The following is a 16,909-nucleotide window of genomic DNA, read 5'->3' as shown; positions in this document are numbered from 1 at the left end:
CTCGTCGGCTCGGGCGGGCGGTGCCGCCACTACCCCGGTGAACGCCCGTGTGGGCACTCGGGTCACGCGCCGTCTACCGTTCCTGATCGGGAAACCGTTCGTATCAGCGGAAAGAGAGCCATGGCCGTCTACCGCCAGCCAGGGACCGTCATCACCGACCGCACCTTCCAGGTACCGCTCGACCACGCGGATCCACGTGGTGAGCAGATCGAGGTGTACGCCCGCGAGGTCGTGGCGGTCGGCAAGGAACGGGAGCCATTGCCCTGGTTGTTGTTCCTCCAGGGCGGCCCGGGGGGCAGGTCACCGCGACCGCTGGGCCGTGACGGCTGGCTCACCCGGGCGCTGGACGACTACCGGGTGCTGCTCCTCGACCAGCGCGGCACCGGCCGTTCCACCCCCGCGAACCGGCAGACCCTGCCGCTGCGCGGCGACGCCGCCACCCAGGCCCGGTATCTGGAGCACTTCCGGGCCGACTCGATCGTCCGCGACTGCGAGCTGATCCGCCGTGAGCTGCTGGGCCAGGGTGTCCAGTGGAGCCTGCTGGGGCAGAGCTACGGCGGTTTCTGCATCCTGACGTATCTGTCCCTCGCCCCCGAGGGGATTCGTGAGGCCCTCGTGACCGGCGGTCTCGCGGGGCTCCGCAGCAGCGCGGACGACGTCTACCGGGCCGCCTATCCGCGGGTGGAGCGCAAGGTCGAGGCCCACTACGCGCGCTATCCGGAGGACGCGGAGACGGTCCGCGCCGTGGCGCGGCACCTTCGGGAGCACGAGGTGACGCTGCCGGACGGCGGGCTGCTGACCGCCGAGGCGCTCCAGTCCCTCGGCCTGATGCTGGGCACGGGCACCGGCTCGCACACACTGCACTACCTGCTGGAGGACGCGTTCCTGCCGGGGGCCGCACGTCCGCAGCTGTCCGACTCCTTCCTGGCCGAGGCGCAGGGTCACCTGTCGTTCGCCGGCAATCCGCTCTACGCGGTGCTGCACGAGTCGATCTACGGGCAGCGGTCCGTGTCGCCGCGGGGCACCGGCTGGGCGGCCGATTCGGTACGCGCCGAATTCCCGCAGTTCGACGTGGACAAGCGGCTGGCGGACGACGCGCCGGTGCTGCTGACCGGGGAGATGATCTACCCCTGGATGTTCTCCACCGACCCGGCACTCGCCCCGCTCCGCGAGACCGCGGAGCTGCTGGCCCGGCGCGAGGACTGGCCCGACCTGTACGACCCGCGCCAACTGGCGGTGAACGAGGTGCCGGTGGCCGCGGCGGTGTACCACGACGACATGTACGTCGACACGGCCGACTCCTTGGCCACCGCCCGGTCGGTGCGCGGCCTGCGGACGTGGGTCACCGACGAGTACGAGCACGACGGGCTCCGAGTGAGCGGCGGCCGGGTCCTCGACCGGCTGATCCGGCTGGCCCGCGGCGAGCTGTGAGGATGGCGGCGCGGCGGGCCTGCCCGCCGCGCCGCCGGCGCAGGTAGCGGCGCAGCGGCTCGGGGGAGATCCCGTTGTTGACCGCGGCGTACAGCAGCCGGGCGAAGGTGTAGTCGGGGGCGAGGTGCAGCGCGCGGCCGAAGGCCACCCGCGCGGTGGTCTCGTCCCCCGCCGACCAGGCGACCCAGCCGGCCAGTGTCAGAGGTGCCGCGGCGTGCTCGTGGTAGGGCTCGACGCAGCGGCGGGCGAGCGCCCGCCACAGGCGCAGGGCGGAATCGGTGTGCGGCGGGTCCATCCACTCCGCGGCCCGGTCACGGGTGTCGCGGTCCTGCAGCCCGAGGATCATCGCGGCGGCCTCGTCGTCACCGAGCAGGGCGTCGTCACGGCGGTCGCCGATCGGGCCGTCGTCCTCGGGAGTGGCGGCCCTGAACCGGTCGAGGGCCTGCTTGAGCAGCCGCAGCGTGGTGCGCCGTACTTCCTCGGAGTCGTCGCGCTCGAGCATGCGCGGTACGAGCCCGGCGGCCGCAGTGTCCAGCGCCTCCTCCCGCGCGATGCTCGCCGTCGATCCCGTCGGGGGCGGGGCGAGTCGGTCCTCCAGCTCCTTGCGGGAGCCGCGTGCCCGGACGCCCGCGTAGGCCGCCGCGGCCGCGATCACCGAGTCACCGGTGGGTGGGACCGGTACGCCCTCGGGAGGCCCGCACTCGGTGGCCGGGCAGGAGTAGGACCACCAGCGGCCGGCGGAGACGCACAGCGCCTCCACCACGGGCACGTCGAGGCTGCCGCAGGCCACCCGCAGGCCCTGTGCCAGCGGCCGGAGCCGCTCCATGACCTGCCCGGGGGTCTCCCCCGGGGCAGGGTCCTGGACGAGGAAGAGCACGATCGCGTCCGGGCGGGCGCCGCGCTGGGCGCTGCCGGTGATGAGGCACTCGGCCAACTGCGCCGCCGCGTCCGGCCATTCGCCGGGGTTGCGGGGGATGCCCAGCCGGGCACGGCCTCCGAAGCGGCCGCGTTCGCCGTGCAGGGCCATCATCAAAATACTGTCGTCCGGATGGAAGCCGCAGAGGTAGGGAAGTGCCGCGGCGAGTTCGGCCGGGCTGCGCAGGGTGACCTTCGGGTCGTCCGAGGGACGCGGAGATGCGGTGTGCTGAGTCATGATCCGAAGGTGACGCACGGCGTGGATCTCCGCCAGACCCCTTCAAAACCTGTGGATAAACCACCCATATCATCGCAATAATCTCGGGCGAGTTATCCACAGGTTCGGCGGGGGCGGTTGGCACGGTGTCGGTGTCATCGGGTTGCATGGGGGCATGACCACCGCACTGCGCACCACCGCCGACACGATCCTCAGCCGGCTCGTCGGGGACCCGACGGGCACCGCCCGCCTGCGCGAGGACCAGTGGCGCGCGGTCGAGGCGCTGGTGGCCCAGGGCCGCCGGGCCCTGGTCGTCCAGCGCACGGGCTGGGGCAAGTCCGCCGTGTACTTCGTGGCCACGGCGCTGCTCCGCGAACGCGGCAGCGGTCCGACCGTGATCGTCTCGCCGCTGCTCGCCCTCATGCGCAACCAGATCGACGCCGCCGACCGCGCCGGCATCCGGGCCCGGACGATCAACTCGGCCAACCCCGAGGAGTGGGACACCGTCCAGGCCGAGGTCGCCGCCGGCGAGGTCGACGTCCTGCTGGTCAGCCCCGAGCGGCTCAACAACCCCGACTTCCGTGATCAGGTACTGCCCAAACTCGCCGCCACCACCGGCCTGCTCGTGGTCGACGAGGCGCACTGCATCTCCGACTGGGGCCACGACTTCCGGCCCGACTACCGCCGGTTGCGCACGATGCTCGCCGACCTGCCGCCGGGCGTCCCCGTCCTCGCCACCACGGCCACGGCCAACGCACGCGTGACGGCCGACGTCGCGGAACAACTGGGCACCGGCGACCACGAGGGCGCACTGATCCTGCGCGGGCCGCTGGACCGCGAGAGCCTCTCGCTCGGCGTCCTGGCGCTGCCGGACGCCGCACACCGGCTCGCCTGGCTCGCCGACCACCTCGGCGAGCTTCCGGGCTCCGGCATCATCTACACGCTCACCGTGGCGGCCGCCGAGGAGGTCGCGGCCTTCCTGCGGCAGCGCGGGCACGAAGTGGCGGCGTACACCGGCCGCACCGAGGACGCCGACCGGCGGGCCGCGGAGGCCGCGCTGCTGCGCAACGAGGTCAAGGCCCTGGTCGCGACCTCCGCCCTCGGCATGGGATTCGACAAGCCCGACCTGGGCTTCGTCCTCCACCTGGGCTCGCCCTCCTCCCCCATCGCCTACTACCAGCAGGTGGGCCGCGCCGGCCGCGGCGTCGACCACGCCGAGGTCCTGCTGCTCCCCGGTCCGGAGGACGAGGCGATCTGGCGCTACTTCGCCTCGCTCGCCTTCCCGCGCGAGGAGCAGGTCCGCCAGACCCTCGCGCTGCTGGCGGAGGCGGGGGCGCCGATGTCCGTGCCGGCCCTGGAGGCCCGCGTCGACCTGCGCCGCACCCGGCTGGAGACCATGCTCAAGGTCCTCGACGTGGACGGCGCCGTCCGCCGGGTGCGCGGCGGCTGGACGTCCACGGGGCAGCCCTGGGCGTACGACACCGAGCGTTACGCCTGGGTAGACCAGCAGCGCAAGGCCGAGCAGCAGGCCATGCGCGAGTACGCCACGACCACCGCCTGCCGCATGGAGTATCTGCGGCGCCAGCTCGACGACGAGGAGGCCGCCCCCTGCGGCCGCTGCGACAACTGCGCGGCACCGCGCTACTCGGCCGAGGTGTCCCGCGAGGCGCTGGAGTCCGCCCGGGCGTCCCTCGGGCGCCCCGGGGTCGAGGTGGAACCGCGCCGGATGTGGCCCACGGGCCTCCCGGCGGTGGGCATCGACCTCAAGGGCCGGATCCCGGTCGGCGAACAGGCCGCGCCCGGCCGCGCCCTCGGACGGCTTTCCGACATCGGCTGGGGCAACCGGCTGCGACCGCTGTTCGCCGTGAACGCCCCGGACGCACCCGTCGCGGACGACGTGGTCAACGCCGTGGTCACGGTGCTGGCGGACTGGGCCCGGGGACCGGGCGGCTGGGCCAGTGGGGCGCCCGACGCGCCGCCCCGCCCGGTCGGTGTGGTGACCGTCGCCTCCCACACCAGGCCGCGGCTGATCGCCTCGCTCGGGCAGCGCATCGCCGACGCCGGGCGCATGCCACTGCTCGGGGAACTGGTCCACACAGGTGACGTCGAGCCCTCGCGCGTACCGCGCAGCAACAGCGCTCAGCGTCTGCGCGCCCTGCACGGGGCCTTCGCCGTTCCGCCCGCTCTCGCCGACGCGATCGCGGCAACGCCCGGACCGGTCCTGCTCGTCGACGATTTCACCGAAACGGGCTGGACCCTGGCGGTCGCCGCACGGCTGCTGCGCAGGTCAGGCGTTACAGCCGTGTTTCCGCTGGTCCTGGCTCTGCAAGGCTGATCCGTAGTCACATGCTGGACAGCACGCGGGGATCTATGCGGCGGACGAGTCGATAACAGACACATCGACTAATTGACCGTTGCCGCTCGCGTGTGCGACAGCGAGAATTGGGGCGTTCCCCGTTCGGCTCATCGAGCCCCCCGACCGGCATGCGTCAGCGCACCCGGTCTCGGACGCATACCCGAAGGGAGGATCGCGGCCATGGGCTTCGCTCCGGAAACCACCTCCGGCACGTCCTCCCGCCCCGCCCGCCGTGTACGCACCCTGGAACCGGCGGAGTGGATCGCCTCGGGTTTCCCGCTGCTGATCAGCCCGCGCGACGTGGTCAAGGACCTGCACGCCCGGCACCTCCCCGCGCCGGGCACCGCGGTGGTGGCGGTCCTGTCACCCGACGGAAGGCTCACGGCCAGCGCCTCGTTCGCACAGCGCGAGGGCGTCGTCGACGGCTGGGAGCGGCGCAACGCGATCCTGTCCCACCTTCGTCGGATCACCCCGGACGACCTGCGGCGGCGTACGCCGGTGCGCACCGCCGTACTCCTGGTGTGCCGCGAGGGCGGCGCGGCGTGGACCGAGGCGGACGGCGCATGGGCGTGGGGCCTGCGGGACGCGTGCTCGTTGCACGGCCTGCGCCCCGGCTCCTACATCACTGTGACCGAGGACGGCTGGCGCGTGTACGGCGAGGCCCGCGTGGGCCGCAATCCCAACGCCTCGTCCTGGTCGAGCGAACAGCACGGCGCAGCGGCCCTGCGCCCCGGGGGGACACCGGCCCTGCGCCGCGCGGCAGCGCGCTGATCAGGCGTTCGCGCCGAGCAGCCCGTTGATCCGCTGGGGGTCGCCGCAGACGATCAGCAGCGCACCGGCCCGTCGCAGGGCCGAGGGCAGCAGCGCGGCCACGACCTCGTCCGAGCCACCGTTGACCGCGACGACCACGACCGGACGGCCCAGGGCGCGCTCGGCGTCGTGGGCGGCGTAGAAGACATCGTCGCCGGCTTCGTGCTGCGCCCAGTAGGACGTCTCGCCGAAGCTCAGCTCGTGGGCGGCCCAGGGGTGCTGCTCGCCGGTGGTGAGCACCAGGACCTCGCCCGGCGCCCGACCGTTGTCGAGCAGCAGGTCGACGGCCTCGTCGGCGGCGTCGAGCGCACCCTCCACCGGAGCGGGGATGAGCTGGATCTGCGTCGTCGCCGCACCGGCGGGGCCGGCCTGGGCGACCTCGGCTTCCCGCGGCGGCCGCGGCTGCGGCGGGACGGCCGGACCACGGGCGGGGCCGGGGCGGCCGGGCCGGGCGTTGACCGTGGTGCCTCCGCGCGGTGGCGCGGGACGCGGGGACGCGGGACGGGGGCCGGGGGCCGGTACAGGGCGGGGGGTCGACGCGGACCGGCCGGCGGCCGGGGCTACGCGAGAACCCGGGACACTCTCGTGAATCTGAGGCTCCTCGGGGATGAGAGGCATGTGCTGATGTCTATCAAATGCACCGGAACAGCGCAGCGGCGGGTAGGTCACAACTCGGCTCAGAAATCGAGGCCGAGCTGCTCACCTGTCTCCCCCGCCTCCACGGTCTCCCGGACTTTCTTCAGGTGTTGCCAACGCGGCAGCGTATCGAGATATGCCCAGGACAGACGGTGGTGGGGGGTGGGCCCCAGTTCCGCCAACGCGGCCCGGTGCACCGGCGAAGGGTAACCGGCGTTGGCCTCGAAGCCGAACGGAGCATAGTCCACACCCAGTTCGGCCATCATGGCGTCCCGCCGCACCTTGGCGATCACCGATGCCGCGGAGACGGCGATGCAGGACTGGTCACCCTTGATGACCGTCCGTACCCGCCACGGGCCGCCGAGGTAGTCGTGCTTGCCGTCGAGGATGACCGCGTCGGGCCGTACGGGCAGGGCTTCCAGGGCACGCGTCGCCGCGAGCCGCAGGGCGGCCGTCATCCCGAGGTCGTCGATCTCCTCGGGAGACGCGTGGCCGAGGGCGTAGCAGTTCACCCAACCGACGAGCACGGCGGCGAGTTCGCCCCGGCGCTTGACGGTGAGCAGCTTGGAATCGGTGAGTCCCTCCGGCGCCCGCCGCAGCCCGGTGACGGCCGCGCAGACGGTGACCGGCCCGGCCCACGCCCCCCGGCCGACCTCGTCGACGCCCGCGACGATCTTGGCGCCGAGTGTCGCGCGCAAGGAGCGCTCGACGCTGTGGGTGGGAGGTTCACGGACCATGGCAAAGCCAACCCTACGCTCCCGGGCCGAGCCGTCCGAGGCGGGGTCCCGCGCGCGTCCCGTGCCCCGGGACACGTCCCCGAGGGCACGTTCCTCAGGGCCGCAGCAGGGGGAGCATCACCTGGTCGACGACCTCCACGAGGTCGCGTTCCGAGATCTCCCGACCGCCCATCTTCGAGCGGTACATCATCAGCGCGGGCACGACGTCGGCGACGATGTCCCCGGTGGCGTCCGGGCGCACCTCTCCGCGCCCGACCCCGCGCCGCACGACGTCCATGATGCGGTGCTTGGTGGGTTCGACCACGCCCTCGACGACCAGCCGCACGAAGCAGTGCGCCGTCTCGTGGTCGGACTCGTCGATCACCGCGCGCAGGGCCAGTCCGCTCTGCGAGTACATCGCCTCGCGCATCCTCAGCACCAGGAACAGCAGGTCCTCGCGGAGGCTGCCGAGGTCCGGCACATCGGGGACGGCGGGGAGCGCGGCCTGCAGCGCGTCGGTGGCCAGCGCCTGCTTGGACGGCCAGCGCCGGTAGACCGCCGCCTTGCCGGTCTGGGCGGCGGACGCGACGCCCTCCATGGTCAGTCCCCGCCAGCCGACGGTGCTCAGCTGCTCCAAGGCAGCCTTCAGGATGGCCCGTTCCAGCACCGGCCCGCGGCGGCGCGGCGCGACCCGTTTGGACGGCTCCGTTGCCGCCTCGTGCGACATCACCATGGCACCTTCTCGGCTACTCGCTTCTAGTGAACGCTTGCGTTCACTAACGGCCCCACTCTAGTGTCGTCCATAGTGAACGGGGCCGTTCACTAGTCACCGTCTGGGGGATCTCGTGACGACTGACCAACTCACCTCACCACACAAGCCCGGCGCCGCGCGACGCGACGGCAGGCCGGGCATCGCACTCGCCGTGATCGCGGCCTGCCAGCTCATGGTCGTGCTGGACGCCACGATTGTGAATATCGCGCTCCCGCACATTCAGACCGCGCTCTCCTTCTCCACCACCGATCTGTCCTGGGTGCTCAACGCCTACACCCTCACCTTCGGCGGCCTTCTGCTGCTCGGTGGGCGGGCCGGGGACATCCTGGGCCGCCGCAGGGTGTTCGTCTTCGGCATCCTGCTGTTCTCGCTGGCCTCCCTCCTCGGGGGCTTCGCGCAGGAGCCCTGGCAGCTGCTCGCGGCGCGCTCCCTGCAGGGCGTCGGCGGCGCGATCGCCTCGCCGACCTCGCTCGCCCTCATCACCACCAACTTTCCCGAGGGACCCGAACGCAACCGCGCGTTCGGCGTCTTCGCCGCGGTTTCGGCAGGCGGCGGCGCGGTGGGCCTGCTGGCCGGCGGCATGCTCACCGACTGGCTCGACTGGCGCTGGGTGTTCTTCGTCAACGTGCCCATCGGCCTGCTGATCGCCTTCCTGGCGCCGCGCTACATCAGCGAGTCCAAACGCCATCCCGGCCGCTTCGACATCGCCGGCGCGGCGACGTCGACCGCCGGTATGGCCTCCCTGGTCTACGGCTTCATCCGGGCCGCCGCCCAGGGCTGGCGGGACGGGCTCACGATCGGCGCGTTCTGCGCGGCGGTGGTCCTGCTGGGCTCGTTCGTCCTCATCGAGCGTCGTGCGAAGGAACCCATCACTCCCCTGCGGATGTTCGCGGACCGCAACCGCTCCGGCACGTACGTGATGATGCTGAGCCTCGCCGCGGGGATGTTCGGGATGTTCTTCTTCATCGTCATCTTCGTGCAGACCGTCCTGGGCTACAGCCCCATCGCGGCCGGTTTCGCCTTCCTCCCGGTCACCGTGGCCATCGTGACGGGCGCGGGTCTGTCCACCCGCTTCCTGCCGGTGCTCGGGCCGAAGCCCTTCCTGGTCGCGGGCTCGACACTCGCCGGCACCGGTATGGCCTGGCTGACCTTCATCGACCCCGGCAGCAGTTACGTGGGCGGGGTGCTGGGCCCGATGGTGCTGTTCGGCTTCGGCATGGGCCTGAACTTCGTCACGCTGACGCTGACCGCCGTCTCCGGGGTCGCGCAGCACGAGGCGGGCGCGGCCTCCGGGCTGCTCAACGCCATGCAGCAGGTGGGCGGTTCGCTGGGACTGTCGATCCTGGTGACCGTCTTCGGCACCGCGAGCCGCGACAAGGCGACCGAGATGATGCCGCGGTTCCTCGCCCAGGCGACCCCGGCGCAGAAGGCGGAGCTGGCGCGGACACACGAGTTGCCGGCGCCCTGGTCGCACGAGGTCCTGGCACACGGCATCTCCACCGCCCTGTACGCCGCTGTGGCGCTGGTCCTGCTGGCCCTGGCCACCGCGCTGTTCGTCATCCGGGTGCGCAAGAGCGACCTGGAGGCGCTGAGCGGCACGGCGGGCACGCCCGCCGCCTGACGGCACACCGCCGCCCGGCCCGAGGGGAGGCCGGGGCGGCGGAATGCCGGGCCACGTCAGGGCAATTCGATGCGGTACTGCCCGAGCCCCGCCCGCAGGCAGGCGTCGTCCGCGTCCGCCGGGCGCGCGGCCAGCACGGAGCGGGCACGGCTCTCACCGAGGCTCGTGGCGTACCAGGGATCGCCGCCGCCCCGCAGGTCGTGCGCCATCAGCTCCAGCGCGCACGAGCGCTGCGGTTCCGGCAGCCGGTCCAGCGCAGGGACGGCGTCGGCGGACAGGTCCTGCAGGTAGACCAGGTCGATCCGGCCGGTGTTCTCGTAGCGGGTGACCTGCTGCTCGGCGATCAGGGCGTCGGGGCCCGCGAGGCCGAAGGCCAGGAAACCGACGGCAGCGCTCGCCACCACCGCCCTCGGCAGCCAGCGGGCGCCGAACACCCCGGCCGCCATGATCAGGACGATCAGCAGCCCCAGCCACAGCTCGATGCCGGCCACCGAGATCCGCATGCGCGTCAGCCCGTAGGCGCCCACGTACAGCTCCAGGCGGCGCAGCGCGGACGCGACCACGACCAGCGTCAGCACGCAGATCGCGCCGAGGACGGAACGCACGAGCAGGCGGTCGCGGTCCGTGCCCCGGGGCGCCCACCGCAGGGCCAGGCCGATCACCCCGATGGTCAGCAGGGTCACGATCAGCAGCTGCCAGAAGCCCTGGCGGGCGTACTGCGCGTACGTCAGGCCGGTCTCGGCGAGCACCTTCTGGTAGCCGCCGAACAGCACGGTGAGCTGCACGGCGTTGAAGACGGCGAACAGCACCGCGAGCACGACCAGCGGCAGTGCCCACTCGGCCCGGCCGCGGGCGCGGCCCGGCTTGATCTTGACGCGGTCGAAGCGGCGCGGCGCCGCGGCGGTGTACGCGGCGGCCAGCGCGCCCAGCACACCGAGGGCGAACAGCAGGACACGTACGGGGAAGTCGCCGAGCGTCATGTCGGGGACGACGTCGCCCAGCAGGTCGGCGAAGGCGGCGTCCGCCCCGGCGAAGAGCGCACCGAAGACCAGCAGCAGCACGACGGCGACCACGACGGCCTTGGCCATCGGAAGCCAGCGCTGCCGGTTGCGCGCGGTGCGCTCACGCAGGCCGCGCAGCGCCCAGCCCAGGCCGGGTACCACCGACGCCCACACACCGAGGCCCCCCAGCAGCACTCCCGGCCAGCGGCGGCCGCCGTGCAGGGCGAGCGAACCCACCACGAAGAAGCCGAGGACCGCGAGAAAGGCGGGCCAGCCGGCGTCGCGGAGCGCGGGGACGAGCAGCAGGCCGAGGGCGGTGACCGCCCACACCAGGGTCCACGGACGGGGGCGGCGGCCGCGCACGACCGCCGCGACCCCGGCGGCGAGCGCGGCGGGCAGGGCGGTCAGCAGCAGGTTGACGCCGATGCCGTCACGGAGCAGCAAGGCGGCCAGGAGGCCGGTGAGCAGCGCGATCCAGAGCACCGCCGGAGGGACGGCGGACGGCGCCTTGACGCGGCTGTCGATGATCCACCGCGGAGGGGGCGGCGGGGGCGGCGGTGTCCACGGCTGTGGCTGCATCGTGGGGTGGCCCGGACGGGCCGGATGGGCCGGATGGACCGGCAAAGGAACCGGTGGCCGGGCGGAGTGCGGTGGGCTGTGCGGCGGCCGCTGCGGCGCGGCGCCTTTCGACGCGTCGGACATGAGGACCCCTCCCCACCGGTCGCATGCCGATGAGGCGGCGCGGGACCGGAGCTTGTCAGCGCGCCCCGGGAAGATCGCCGGGGCAGCGTGGCCGACAGGCTATGCGCCGTGCTCCGGGGCGTATACGCGCCGTGGGGCTGCCGGCCCGGTCTGTGACAGGGCCGTGACGAAGGATCGGTTTCCGCCGGGACTCAGACGGCGGGCAGCCACTCCGGCAGCGGTTCACAGCGGTCCAGCCATGCCTTCGGCGGCTCGCCGTCCGGCCGGGCGGCGACGATGCCGCCGACGATGGCGCAGGTCGTGTCGACGTCACCGCCCGCCCGGGCGGTCGTCCAGAACGCGCGCTCATAGTCGCCGAGGCCCCGGACGGCTGCCCACAGGGCGAAGGGCACGGTGTCGTGCGCGCTGGTGCGCCGGCCGCAGCCGAGAACGGCGGCGACGGTGGCGACGTCGTCGTAGTCGAGCATGTCCACGGCGCGCCGCAGCCCCGCGTGGACGGCGCTGCGCGGCAGGAGTGCGACGACGGACGTGAGCAGCTCGGCCGGATCGGCCTGGGCACCGGGCCCGGCGACCAGGGCGGCGGCGGCGGCGACCGCCATGGCGCCGGCCACCGCCTCGCGGTGCCGGTGGGTGGTGTACGCGGACAGTTCCGCCTGCTCGGCGGCCTTCTCGGGCTCGCCCGCGAACCACGCGCCGAGCGGCGCGACGCGCATCGCCGCGCCGTTGCCCCAGGAGCCCTGGCCGTTGAACATCTCGGCGGCCAGCGTGCGCCAGTCGCCGTTCTCCTGCCGGATCAGCCGCAGCATGCGGTTGACGGCGGGGCCGTAACCGCGGTCGAAGTCGTGGTGGGCGGCGAAGGACGCGGCCAGCGCGTCCTGGTCCACGGTGCCGTGCGCGCCGAGGACGGCGACGACGGAACAGGCCATCTCGGTGTCGTCGGTCCACTGCCACACCCCCGCCGGCGGTGTGCCGCTCTTCAGCGCGGGGTAGTGCGCGGGCACGAAGAACTGGGAGCCCAGGGCGTCGCCGAGGGCGAGTCCGCGCAGGCTGGCGAGCGCGCGGGAGCGGGGGAGGTCGGCAGGATCAGCGGTCATGGCGCCCAGAACTCTGACATCCCGTGCCATCGGGGTCAATCGTCCTGTGCGCAATCTCACCCGTGATATCTCGCCAGGTCGGAGGAGGTGGTGCGCCAGCGCGCGAAGGGCCGGTCGAGGCGGTAGCGGCCGTCCGGCTCGGCGAGCAGCACGCGAAATTCGCCGTTGTCCGGGTTCGACAGGCACTCGAACTCGTCGACCGTCCAGTGGAACCAGCGCATGCAGAACAGCCGCATGGTCAGCCCGTGCGTCACCAGGAGCACGTTCGGCGGGAACTCCGGCTTGTCGAAGGCCCGGTAGAGCGTCTCCAGGAAGGACCCGACCCGGTCGTACACATCCGCCCCCGACTCGCCCTGGGCGAAGCGGTAGAAGAAGTGGCCGTACGCGTCCCGGGCCTTGCGCTGCCGCTGCACGTCCTCGGCCTCCTGGTAGTTGCCCCAGTCCTGCTCGCGCAGGCGGGGCTCCTCCTTCGCCCGGGTGCGGCGCGGGTCGAGTCCCAGCAGGTGGAAGGTCTGATGCGTACGGCGGTACGGGGAGACGAACGCCTGGACCCGCTCGTCGCCGAAGAGCTCCCGCAGTTCCTCACCCGCGGCACGCGCCTGTTCCTCGCCCTTGGTGGTGAGGTTGAGCGCGTGGTCGGGGATCCGCTCGTAGATCGTGTCGTCGGCGTTTCCCTGGGACTCCCCATGACGGATGAGCACAATGCGACGCGGTCGAGCCATGGGCTCACTGTAATTCGTACGTCCTTGCACGGGCGCGACCGTCCACCCACCGGGCACCCGGGAGAGGCAGCCCTCCCCCATTGCGGGACGCCATGGCCCGCGAGGACAAATGAGACACCGCGTCCCGGAAAGCGGCCCCTGATTGCGGCCGGCGGCCGCCCCCGATTGTCAGTGGTGGGTCCCAGACTGAGCATTGAAGAGGGAGCCCTTTGCGGCACCCCCGGTTGGAGGCCGCAATGAAGACCACCGCGTTCGTTCCCGGCACGCCGTGCTGGACCGATCTGAGCAGTCCCGACATCGAGGCCTCGCGCGCCTTCTACGGCGGCCTGTTCGGCTGGGAGTCCCAGCCGGGACCCCCGGAGGCGGGGGGCTACACGTTCTTCACCCTGCGCGGCGAGCCCGTGGCCGCCGTCGGCCCGGTGATGGCCGAGGGGGACCGGCCGCGCTGGATCACCTATATGACCACCGCGGACGCCGAGGACACCGCCAAGGCGGTGCAGGCCGCGGGCGGGGCCGTCTCCGTGCCGCCGATGGCGGTCTTCGACCAGGGCGGCTTCGCGCAGTTCACCGACCCCCACGGTGCGGAGTTCGCGGTCTGGCAGCCGGGGAACTTCAAGGGCGCGGGCCTGCTGAACGAGCCGGGGGCCTTCAGCTGGATCGAGCTCAACACCCGCGACGTGGACGGCGCCCGCGCGTTCTACCGCGACGTCTTCGGATGGACGGGCGAGACGCACCCCTTCGCCGGTGACAGCTCGTACACGGAACTGGAAGTGGAGGGCGGCGGCGGCCCGTTCGGCGGCATCCTGCTCATGAACGACGCCTGGCCGGCGGAGATACCCCAGCACTGGATGCACTACTTCGCCGTCGCCGACACCGACGCTGCCGCCGCGAGGGCGGCAGAGCTCGGCGGCAGCGTCTCGGTGCCGCCCTTCGACCTGCCGCACGTGGGACGCATCGCGGTCCTGGACGATCCGCACGGCGCCTACTTCTCCGTGATCACTCGGCCCGCGAAGGAGGGCTGACCTCGCGCGGGGCGGCGCCACGGCCGGTCCCACGGCCCGTCCCGCGTCCGGTCCACGCCGCGGCGCACGCGGTGGTCGGGGCTCAGACCGACCAGGACTGCTCCAGGTCGACGACGTCACCGGCGACCGCGAGCACGTCCGCCTCGAGGTCGGCGCGCTGCGAGAGCCGGGCGACCGAGCCGTCCCGGTACTTGCCGCGCTCGGCGGCGGAGTCCCACATCGACAGCACCAGGAAGTCCGACTCGGGGCCCTGCGCGAACACGCCCCGCAGCATGCCCGGCGAGCCGGCCATCGCCGGGTTCCAGACCTTCCGCTGCATGAGGACGAAGTGGTCGGCCCGGTCCGGCCGCACCTTGAGGTGGGCCAGCCTGAGCAGGTCGCTGTCCGCGAAGCGGGGGCGGAATCCGACCTTGACGTCCAGCCGGTGCTCGAAGAGCTTCACCCCGAGGCTCTCGTACGTCTCCGCCTGGGGCGCCGCGAAGCGGTCATGGGGGCCGGACATGAAGGCGTCGTAGTACTCGCGGTCCTCCCAGAAGGCGAACAGGTGCGCGACACCCGGCTGGCTGCGGCTCCAGCCCCCGCCCTGCCCCCGGAAACCCGGCTCGCCGGGGAGTCCGTTGGCCCATTTCCGCTGCCCGCGCTCGAATGCCGCCCGATCGAGGACGCCGCAGCGAATCCACTTCACCAGCACCGCGCCATCCTATGGCCCACCAGCGGCCATTCCGCCCCACAGGGAAATCAACTCCCCCACAGGACAAGCGAATACGATCACGACATGGATGCCCTGTACCCCCGCCTGCTCGTCGAGGACTTCGACACCGCCGTCCGTTTCTGGACCGCCGCCCTGCGCGACCTGCTCGAGACGGAGCCGGTCAAGGTGCTGCCGGAAGCCGGCTACGCCAACTGGGACCTCGGCGGACAGGCCGCCCTCACCCTCTTCTCCCGCGCCGCGCTCGCCCGGACGATCGGCACCGAGGCGCTGCCCGCCCACGCCCCCGCCCAGGACGCGGCGATGCTCGTGCTGCGGGTCGACGACGTGGACGTCGCCACCGGCAAGCTCGCGGCCCACGGCGCCGACGTCCTCGCCGAGCCGCAGGACCGGCCCGCCTGGGGACCGAACCTGCGGACCGCCCATCTGCGCACGCCCGACGGCTGCCTGGTGGAACTCCAGTCGTACTGAGCCCGGCGGTCCGCGGCGGAAGGGGAGTCGAGAGCAACCACCAAGAACCGAAAGAGATAGTCCTCAACAAAACCATCTGCTAGCGTCATACCTGGGCCCGGGTCCCTGTGTCCCCGACAACCAGGAGACGACGCCATGTCCTCGCGCACGCAGACCACGCCGGAACACACGGCCTTACACGCCGCCTCCGGCGGCCGCTCCCGCACGCTCGCCCTCGCCGTCCTCTGCGCCGGCATGCTGATGATCATTCTCGACGGCAGCATCGTCACCGTGGCCCTCCCGGCCATCCAGCGCGACCTGCGCTTCTCCCCCGCCGACCTCACCTGGACCGTCAACGCCTACATGATCGCCTTCGGCGGTCTGCTCCTGCTGTGCGGGCGGCTCGGCGACCTGTTCGGGCGCAAGCGGATGTTCGTGGCCGGACTCGCCGTCTTCACCGGCGCCTCGCTGCTGTGCGGCGTCGCCACCAGCCAAGCGGTGCTGATCGGCGCCCGCTTCCTCCAGGGCGTCGGCGGCGCCATGACCTCGGCCGTCAGCCTCGGCCTGATCGTGACGCTGTTCCCCGAACCCCGTGAACGCGGCCGCGCCATCGGCGCGTTCAGCTTCGTCGGCGCCGCCGGCGCGTCGATCGGCCAGGTGCTGGGCGGCGTGCTGACCCAGGCCGCCAGCTGGCACTGGATCTTCTTCATCAACCTGCCCATCGGCCTGGCCGCCGGGATCCTCGCCGCCCGGGTGCTCGCTCCCGATCCCCCGCGGGGCGCCGCCCTCGGCGCCGATACCCTCGGCGCGCTGCTGGTCACCGCCGGGCTGATGACCGGCGTCCTCACCATCGTCCGGACGGGCGGGCACGGCTGGGGCTCCGGTGGCACCCTGGCCCTCGGCGCCCTGGCCGTCGCTCTCCTCGCCGCCTTCGTGGCGCGTCAGGCGGCGGCGCGCTCCCCGCTGCTGCCGCTGCGCATGTTCCGCTCGCGCGACGTCTCGGGGGCCAACGCCGTGCAGGTCCTCATGATCTCCGCGCTCTTCGGGTTCCAGATCCTGATGGCGCTCTACCTCCAGGACGTGCTGGGCTACGGGCCCGCGGCCACCGGGCTCGCCATGCTGCCCGCGGCCCTCGCCATCGGGACCGTCTCGCTCGCCTTCTCCGCCCGCCTCAACGCGCGCTTCGGCGAGCGCCGCGTCCTGCTCGCCGGTCTCGCGCTGCTCGTGGCCGCCCTCGCCCTGCTGACCCGGCTGCCGGCGCATGCCGACTACACCGTGCACCTGCTGCCGACGATGCTGCTCGCGGGCGGCTTCGGCCTCGCCGTCTCCGCGCTCACCGTGCTCGGCATGTCCGGCGCGGGAGCGGAGGACGCGGGCGTCGCGTCCGGGCTGTTCAACACCACCCAGCAAGTGGGCGGCGCGCTCGGCGTCGCCGTCCTGTCCACCCTCGCCGGCTCGCGCACGCACGCCTTGCTCGCCGACGGCCGCGGCACCGCGTCCGCCCTCACCGGCGGCTTCCGCCTCGCCTTCGGCACGGGCGCGGTGCTGCTCGCGGTGGCTTTCCTCCTCGCGGCCACGGTATTGCGCCCGCCCGGGAAGGGTGCCCCTCCCCCGGCCGCCTGAGAACCGCCCACGAAAAGGGAGGGGCGCCGGCCCGAGGCCGGCGCCCCTCCCTTCGAAGGTCACGCTTCCGGTTCAGTCACGCCGGGTGTCGCACCCGGCGCGCTCCACCGCA

General features: G+C 72.7%; 15 protein-coding genes. 7 read left to right on the top strand and 8 right to left on the bottom strand.

All coding sequences use genetic code 11. From position 1 onward, the window contains the following. Window positions 1–120 precede the first annotated feature (120 nt). Complete coding sequence (locus tag ACFYXS_RS10400) at window positions 121–1,431, top strand: alpha/beta fold hydrolase (protein WP_389246029.1); 1,311 nt, start codon at window positions 121–123, stop codon at window positions 1,429–1,431. Here the strand turns inward: ACFYXS_RS10400 and ACFYXS_RS10395 are convergent. Continuing rightward, the gene (locus ACFYXS_RS10395; protein WP_389246027.1) at window positions 1,343–2,584 is read right to left on the bottom strand and encodes a DUF4192 domain-containing protein; all 1,242 of its coding nucleotides are present in this window, start codon (window positions 2,582–2,584) and stop codon (window positions 1,343–1,345) included. The two genes, ACFYXS_RS10400 and ACFYXS_RS10395, sit on opposite strands and share 89 nt — an antisense overlap. A 154-nt stretch (window positions 2,585–2,738) precedes the next feature. Here ACFYXS_RS10395 and ACFYXS_RS10390 point away from each other — a divergent pair, with 154 nt between their 5' ends. Together ACFYXS_RS10390 and ACFYXS_RS10385 are read left to right on the top strand one after the other, a co-directional pair. Then, complete coding sequence (locus ACFYXS_RS10390; RefSeq protein WP_389246025.1) at window positions 2,739–4,898, top strand: RecQ family ATP-dependent DNA helicase; 2,160 nt, start codon at window positions 2,739–2,741, stop codon at window positions 4,896–4,898. 201 nt (window positions 4,899–5,099) lie between these two features. Further along, window positions 5,100–5,690 (top strand): hypothetical protein, encoded by a 591-nt coding sequence (locus ACFYXS_RS10385; RefSeq protein ID WP_389246023.1) that lies wholly within the window; start codon window positions 5,100–5,102, stop codon window positions 5,688–5,690. Here the strand turns inward: ACFYXS_RS10385 and ACFYXS_RS10380 are convergent, their stop codons facing one another. From ACFYXS_RS10380 to ACFYXS_RS10370, 3 genes are all read right to left on the bottom strand, one after another. After that, window positions 5,691–6,347: a hypothetical protein gene (locus ACFYXS_RS10380; protein ID WP_389246021.1), complete on the bottom strand. Its 657-nt coding sequence runs from the start codon at window positions 6,345–6,347 to the stop codon at window positions 5,691–5,693. It abuts the gene before it with no gap. A gap of 59 nt (window positions 6,348–6,406) precedes the next feature. Further along, window positions 6,407–7,102: a ribonuclease HII gene (locus ACFYXS_RS10375; RefSeq protein WP_389246019.1), complete on the bottom strand. Its 696-nt coding sequence runs from the start codon at window positions 7,100–7,102 to the stop codon at window positions 6,407–6,409. A 94-nt stretch (window positions 7,103–7,196) separates the two neighbouring features. Continuing rightward, window positions 7,197–7,814, bottom strand: a complete 618-nt coding sequence (locus ACFYXS_RS10370; protein ID WP_389246017.1) for a TetR/AcrR family transcriptional regulator — start codon at window positions 7,812–7,814, stop codon at window positions 7,197–7,199. 112 nt (window positions 7,815–7,926) lie between these two features. On the opposite strand from ACFYXS_RS10370, the gene ACFYXS_RS10365 reads away from it, so the two are divergent. Further along, window positions 7,927–9,474, top strand: coding sequence for an MFS transporter (locus ACFYXS_RS10365; protein WP_389246015.1), 1,548 nt, complete (start codon window positions 7,927–7,929; stop codon window positions 9,472–9,474). A gap of 56 nt (window positions 9,475–9,530) precedes the next feature. Here ACFYXS_RS10365 and ACFYXS_RS10360 read toward each other — a convergent pair whose 3' ends face one another. The 3 genes from ACFYXS_RS10360 to ACFYXS_RS10350 all read right to left on the bottom strand — a co-directional run bounded on the left by ACFYXS_RS10360 (window position 9,531) and on the right by ACFYXS_RS10350 (window position 12,993). Beyond that, window positions 9,531–11,054, bottom strand: coding sequence for a DUF4173 domain-containing protein (locus ACFYXS_RS10360; RefSeq protein ID WP_389246013.1), 1,524 nt, complete (start codon window positions 11,052–11,054; stop codon window positions 9,531–9,533). A 314-nt stretch (window positions 11,055–11,368) separates the two neighbouring features. Further along, window positions 11,369–12,271, bottom strand: coding sequence for an ADP-ribosylglycohydrolase family protein (locus ACFYXS_RS10355; RefSeq protein ID WP_389246011.1), 903 nt, complete (start codon window positions 12,269–12,271; stop codon window positions 11,369–11,371). Between the two features lie 56 nt (window positions 12,272–12,327). Beyond that, window positions 12,328–12,993 carry a phosphoglycerate mutase family protein gene (locus ACFYXS_RS10350; RefSeq protein ID WP_389246009.1) on the bottom strand — a complete coding sequence of 222 codons (666 nt, stop codon included), beginning with the start codon at window positions 12,991–12,993 and terminating at the stop codon, window positions 12,328–12,330. A gap of 236 nt (window positions 12,994–13,229) precedes the next feature. On the opposite strand from ACFYXS_RS10350, the gene ACFYXS_RS10345 reads away from it, so the two are divergent. Further along, complete coding sequence (locus ACFYXS_RS10345; protein ID WP_389246007.1) at window positions 13,230–14,015, top strand: VOC family protein; 786 nt, start codon at window positions 13,230–13,232, stop codon at window positions 14,013–14,015. Window positions 14,016–14,097: 82 nt separating this feature from the next. Here the strand turns inward: ACFYXS_RS10345 and ACFYXS_RS10340 are convergent, their stop codons facing one another. Then, window positions 14,098–14,706 (bottom strand): YdbC family protein, encoded by a 609-nt coding sequence (locus ACFYXS_RS10340; RefSeq protein ID WP_389246005.1) that lies wholly within the window; start codon window positions 14,704–14,706, stop codon window positions 14,098–14,100. Window positions 14,707–14,790: 84 nt separating this feature from the next. On the opposite strand from ACFYXS_RS10340, the gene ACFYXS_RS10335 reads away from it, so the two are divergent. Both ACFYXS_RS10335 and ACFYXS_RS10330 read left to right on the top strand, forming a co-directional pair. Continuing rightward, the gene (locus ACFYXS_RS10335) at window positions 14,791–15,195 is read left to right on the top strand and encodes a VOC family protein (protein WP_389246003.1); all 405 of its coding nucleotides are present in this window, start codon (window positions 14,791–14,793) and stop codon (window positions 15,193–15,195) included. 135 nt (window positions 15,196–15,330) lie between these two features. Next, entirely contained in the window at window positions 15,331–16,797 is a 1,467-nt protein-coding gene (locus ACFYXS_RS10330; RefSeq protein ID WP_389246001.1) for an MFS transporter, read from the top strand. The last annotated feature ends 112 nt before the right edge of the window (window positions 16,798–16,909 follow it).

The sequence above is a fragment of the Streptomyces sp. NPDC002574 genome (assembly GCF_042889545.1).
Lineage (GTDB): Bacteria > Actinomycetota > Actinomycetes > Streptomycetales > Streptomycetaceae > Actinacidiphila.
The sequence above is the reverse complement of the archived record's forward strand: the minus strand, read 5'-3'. Positions and strand labels throughout refer to the sequence as shown.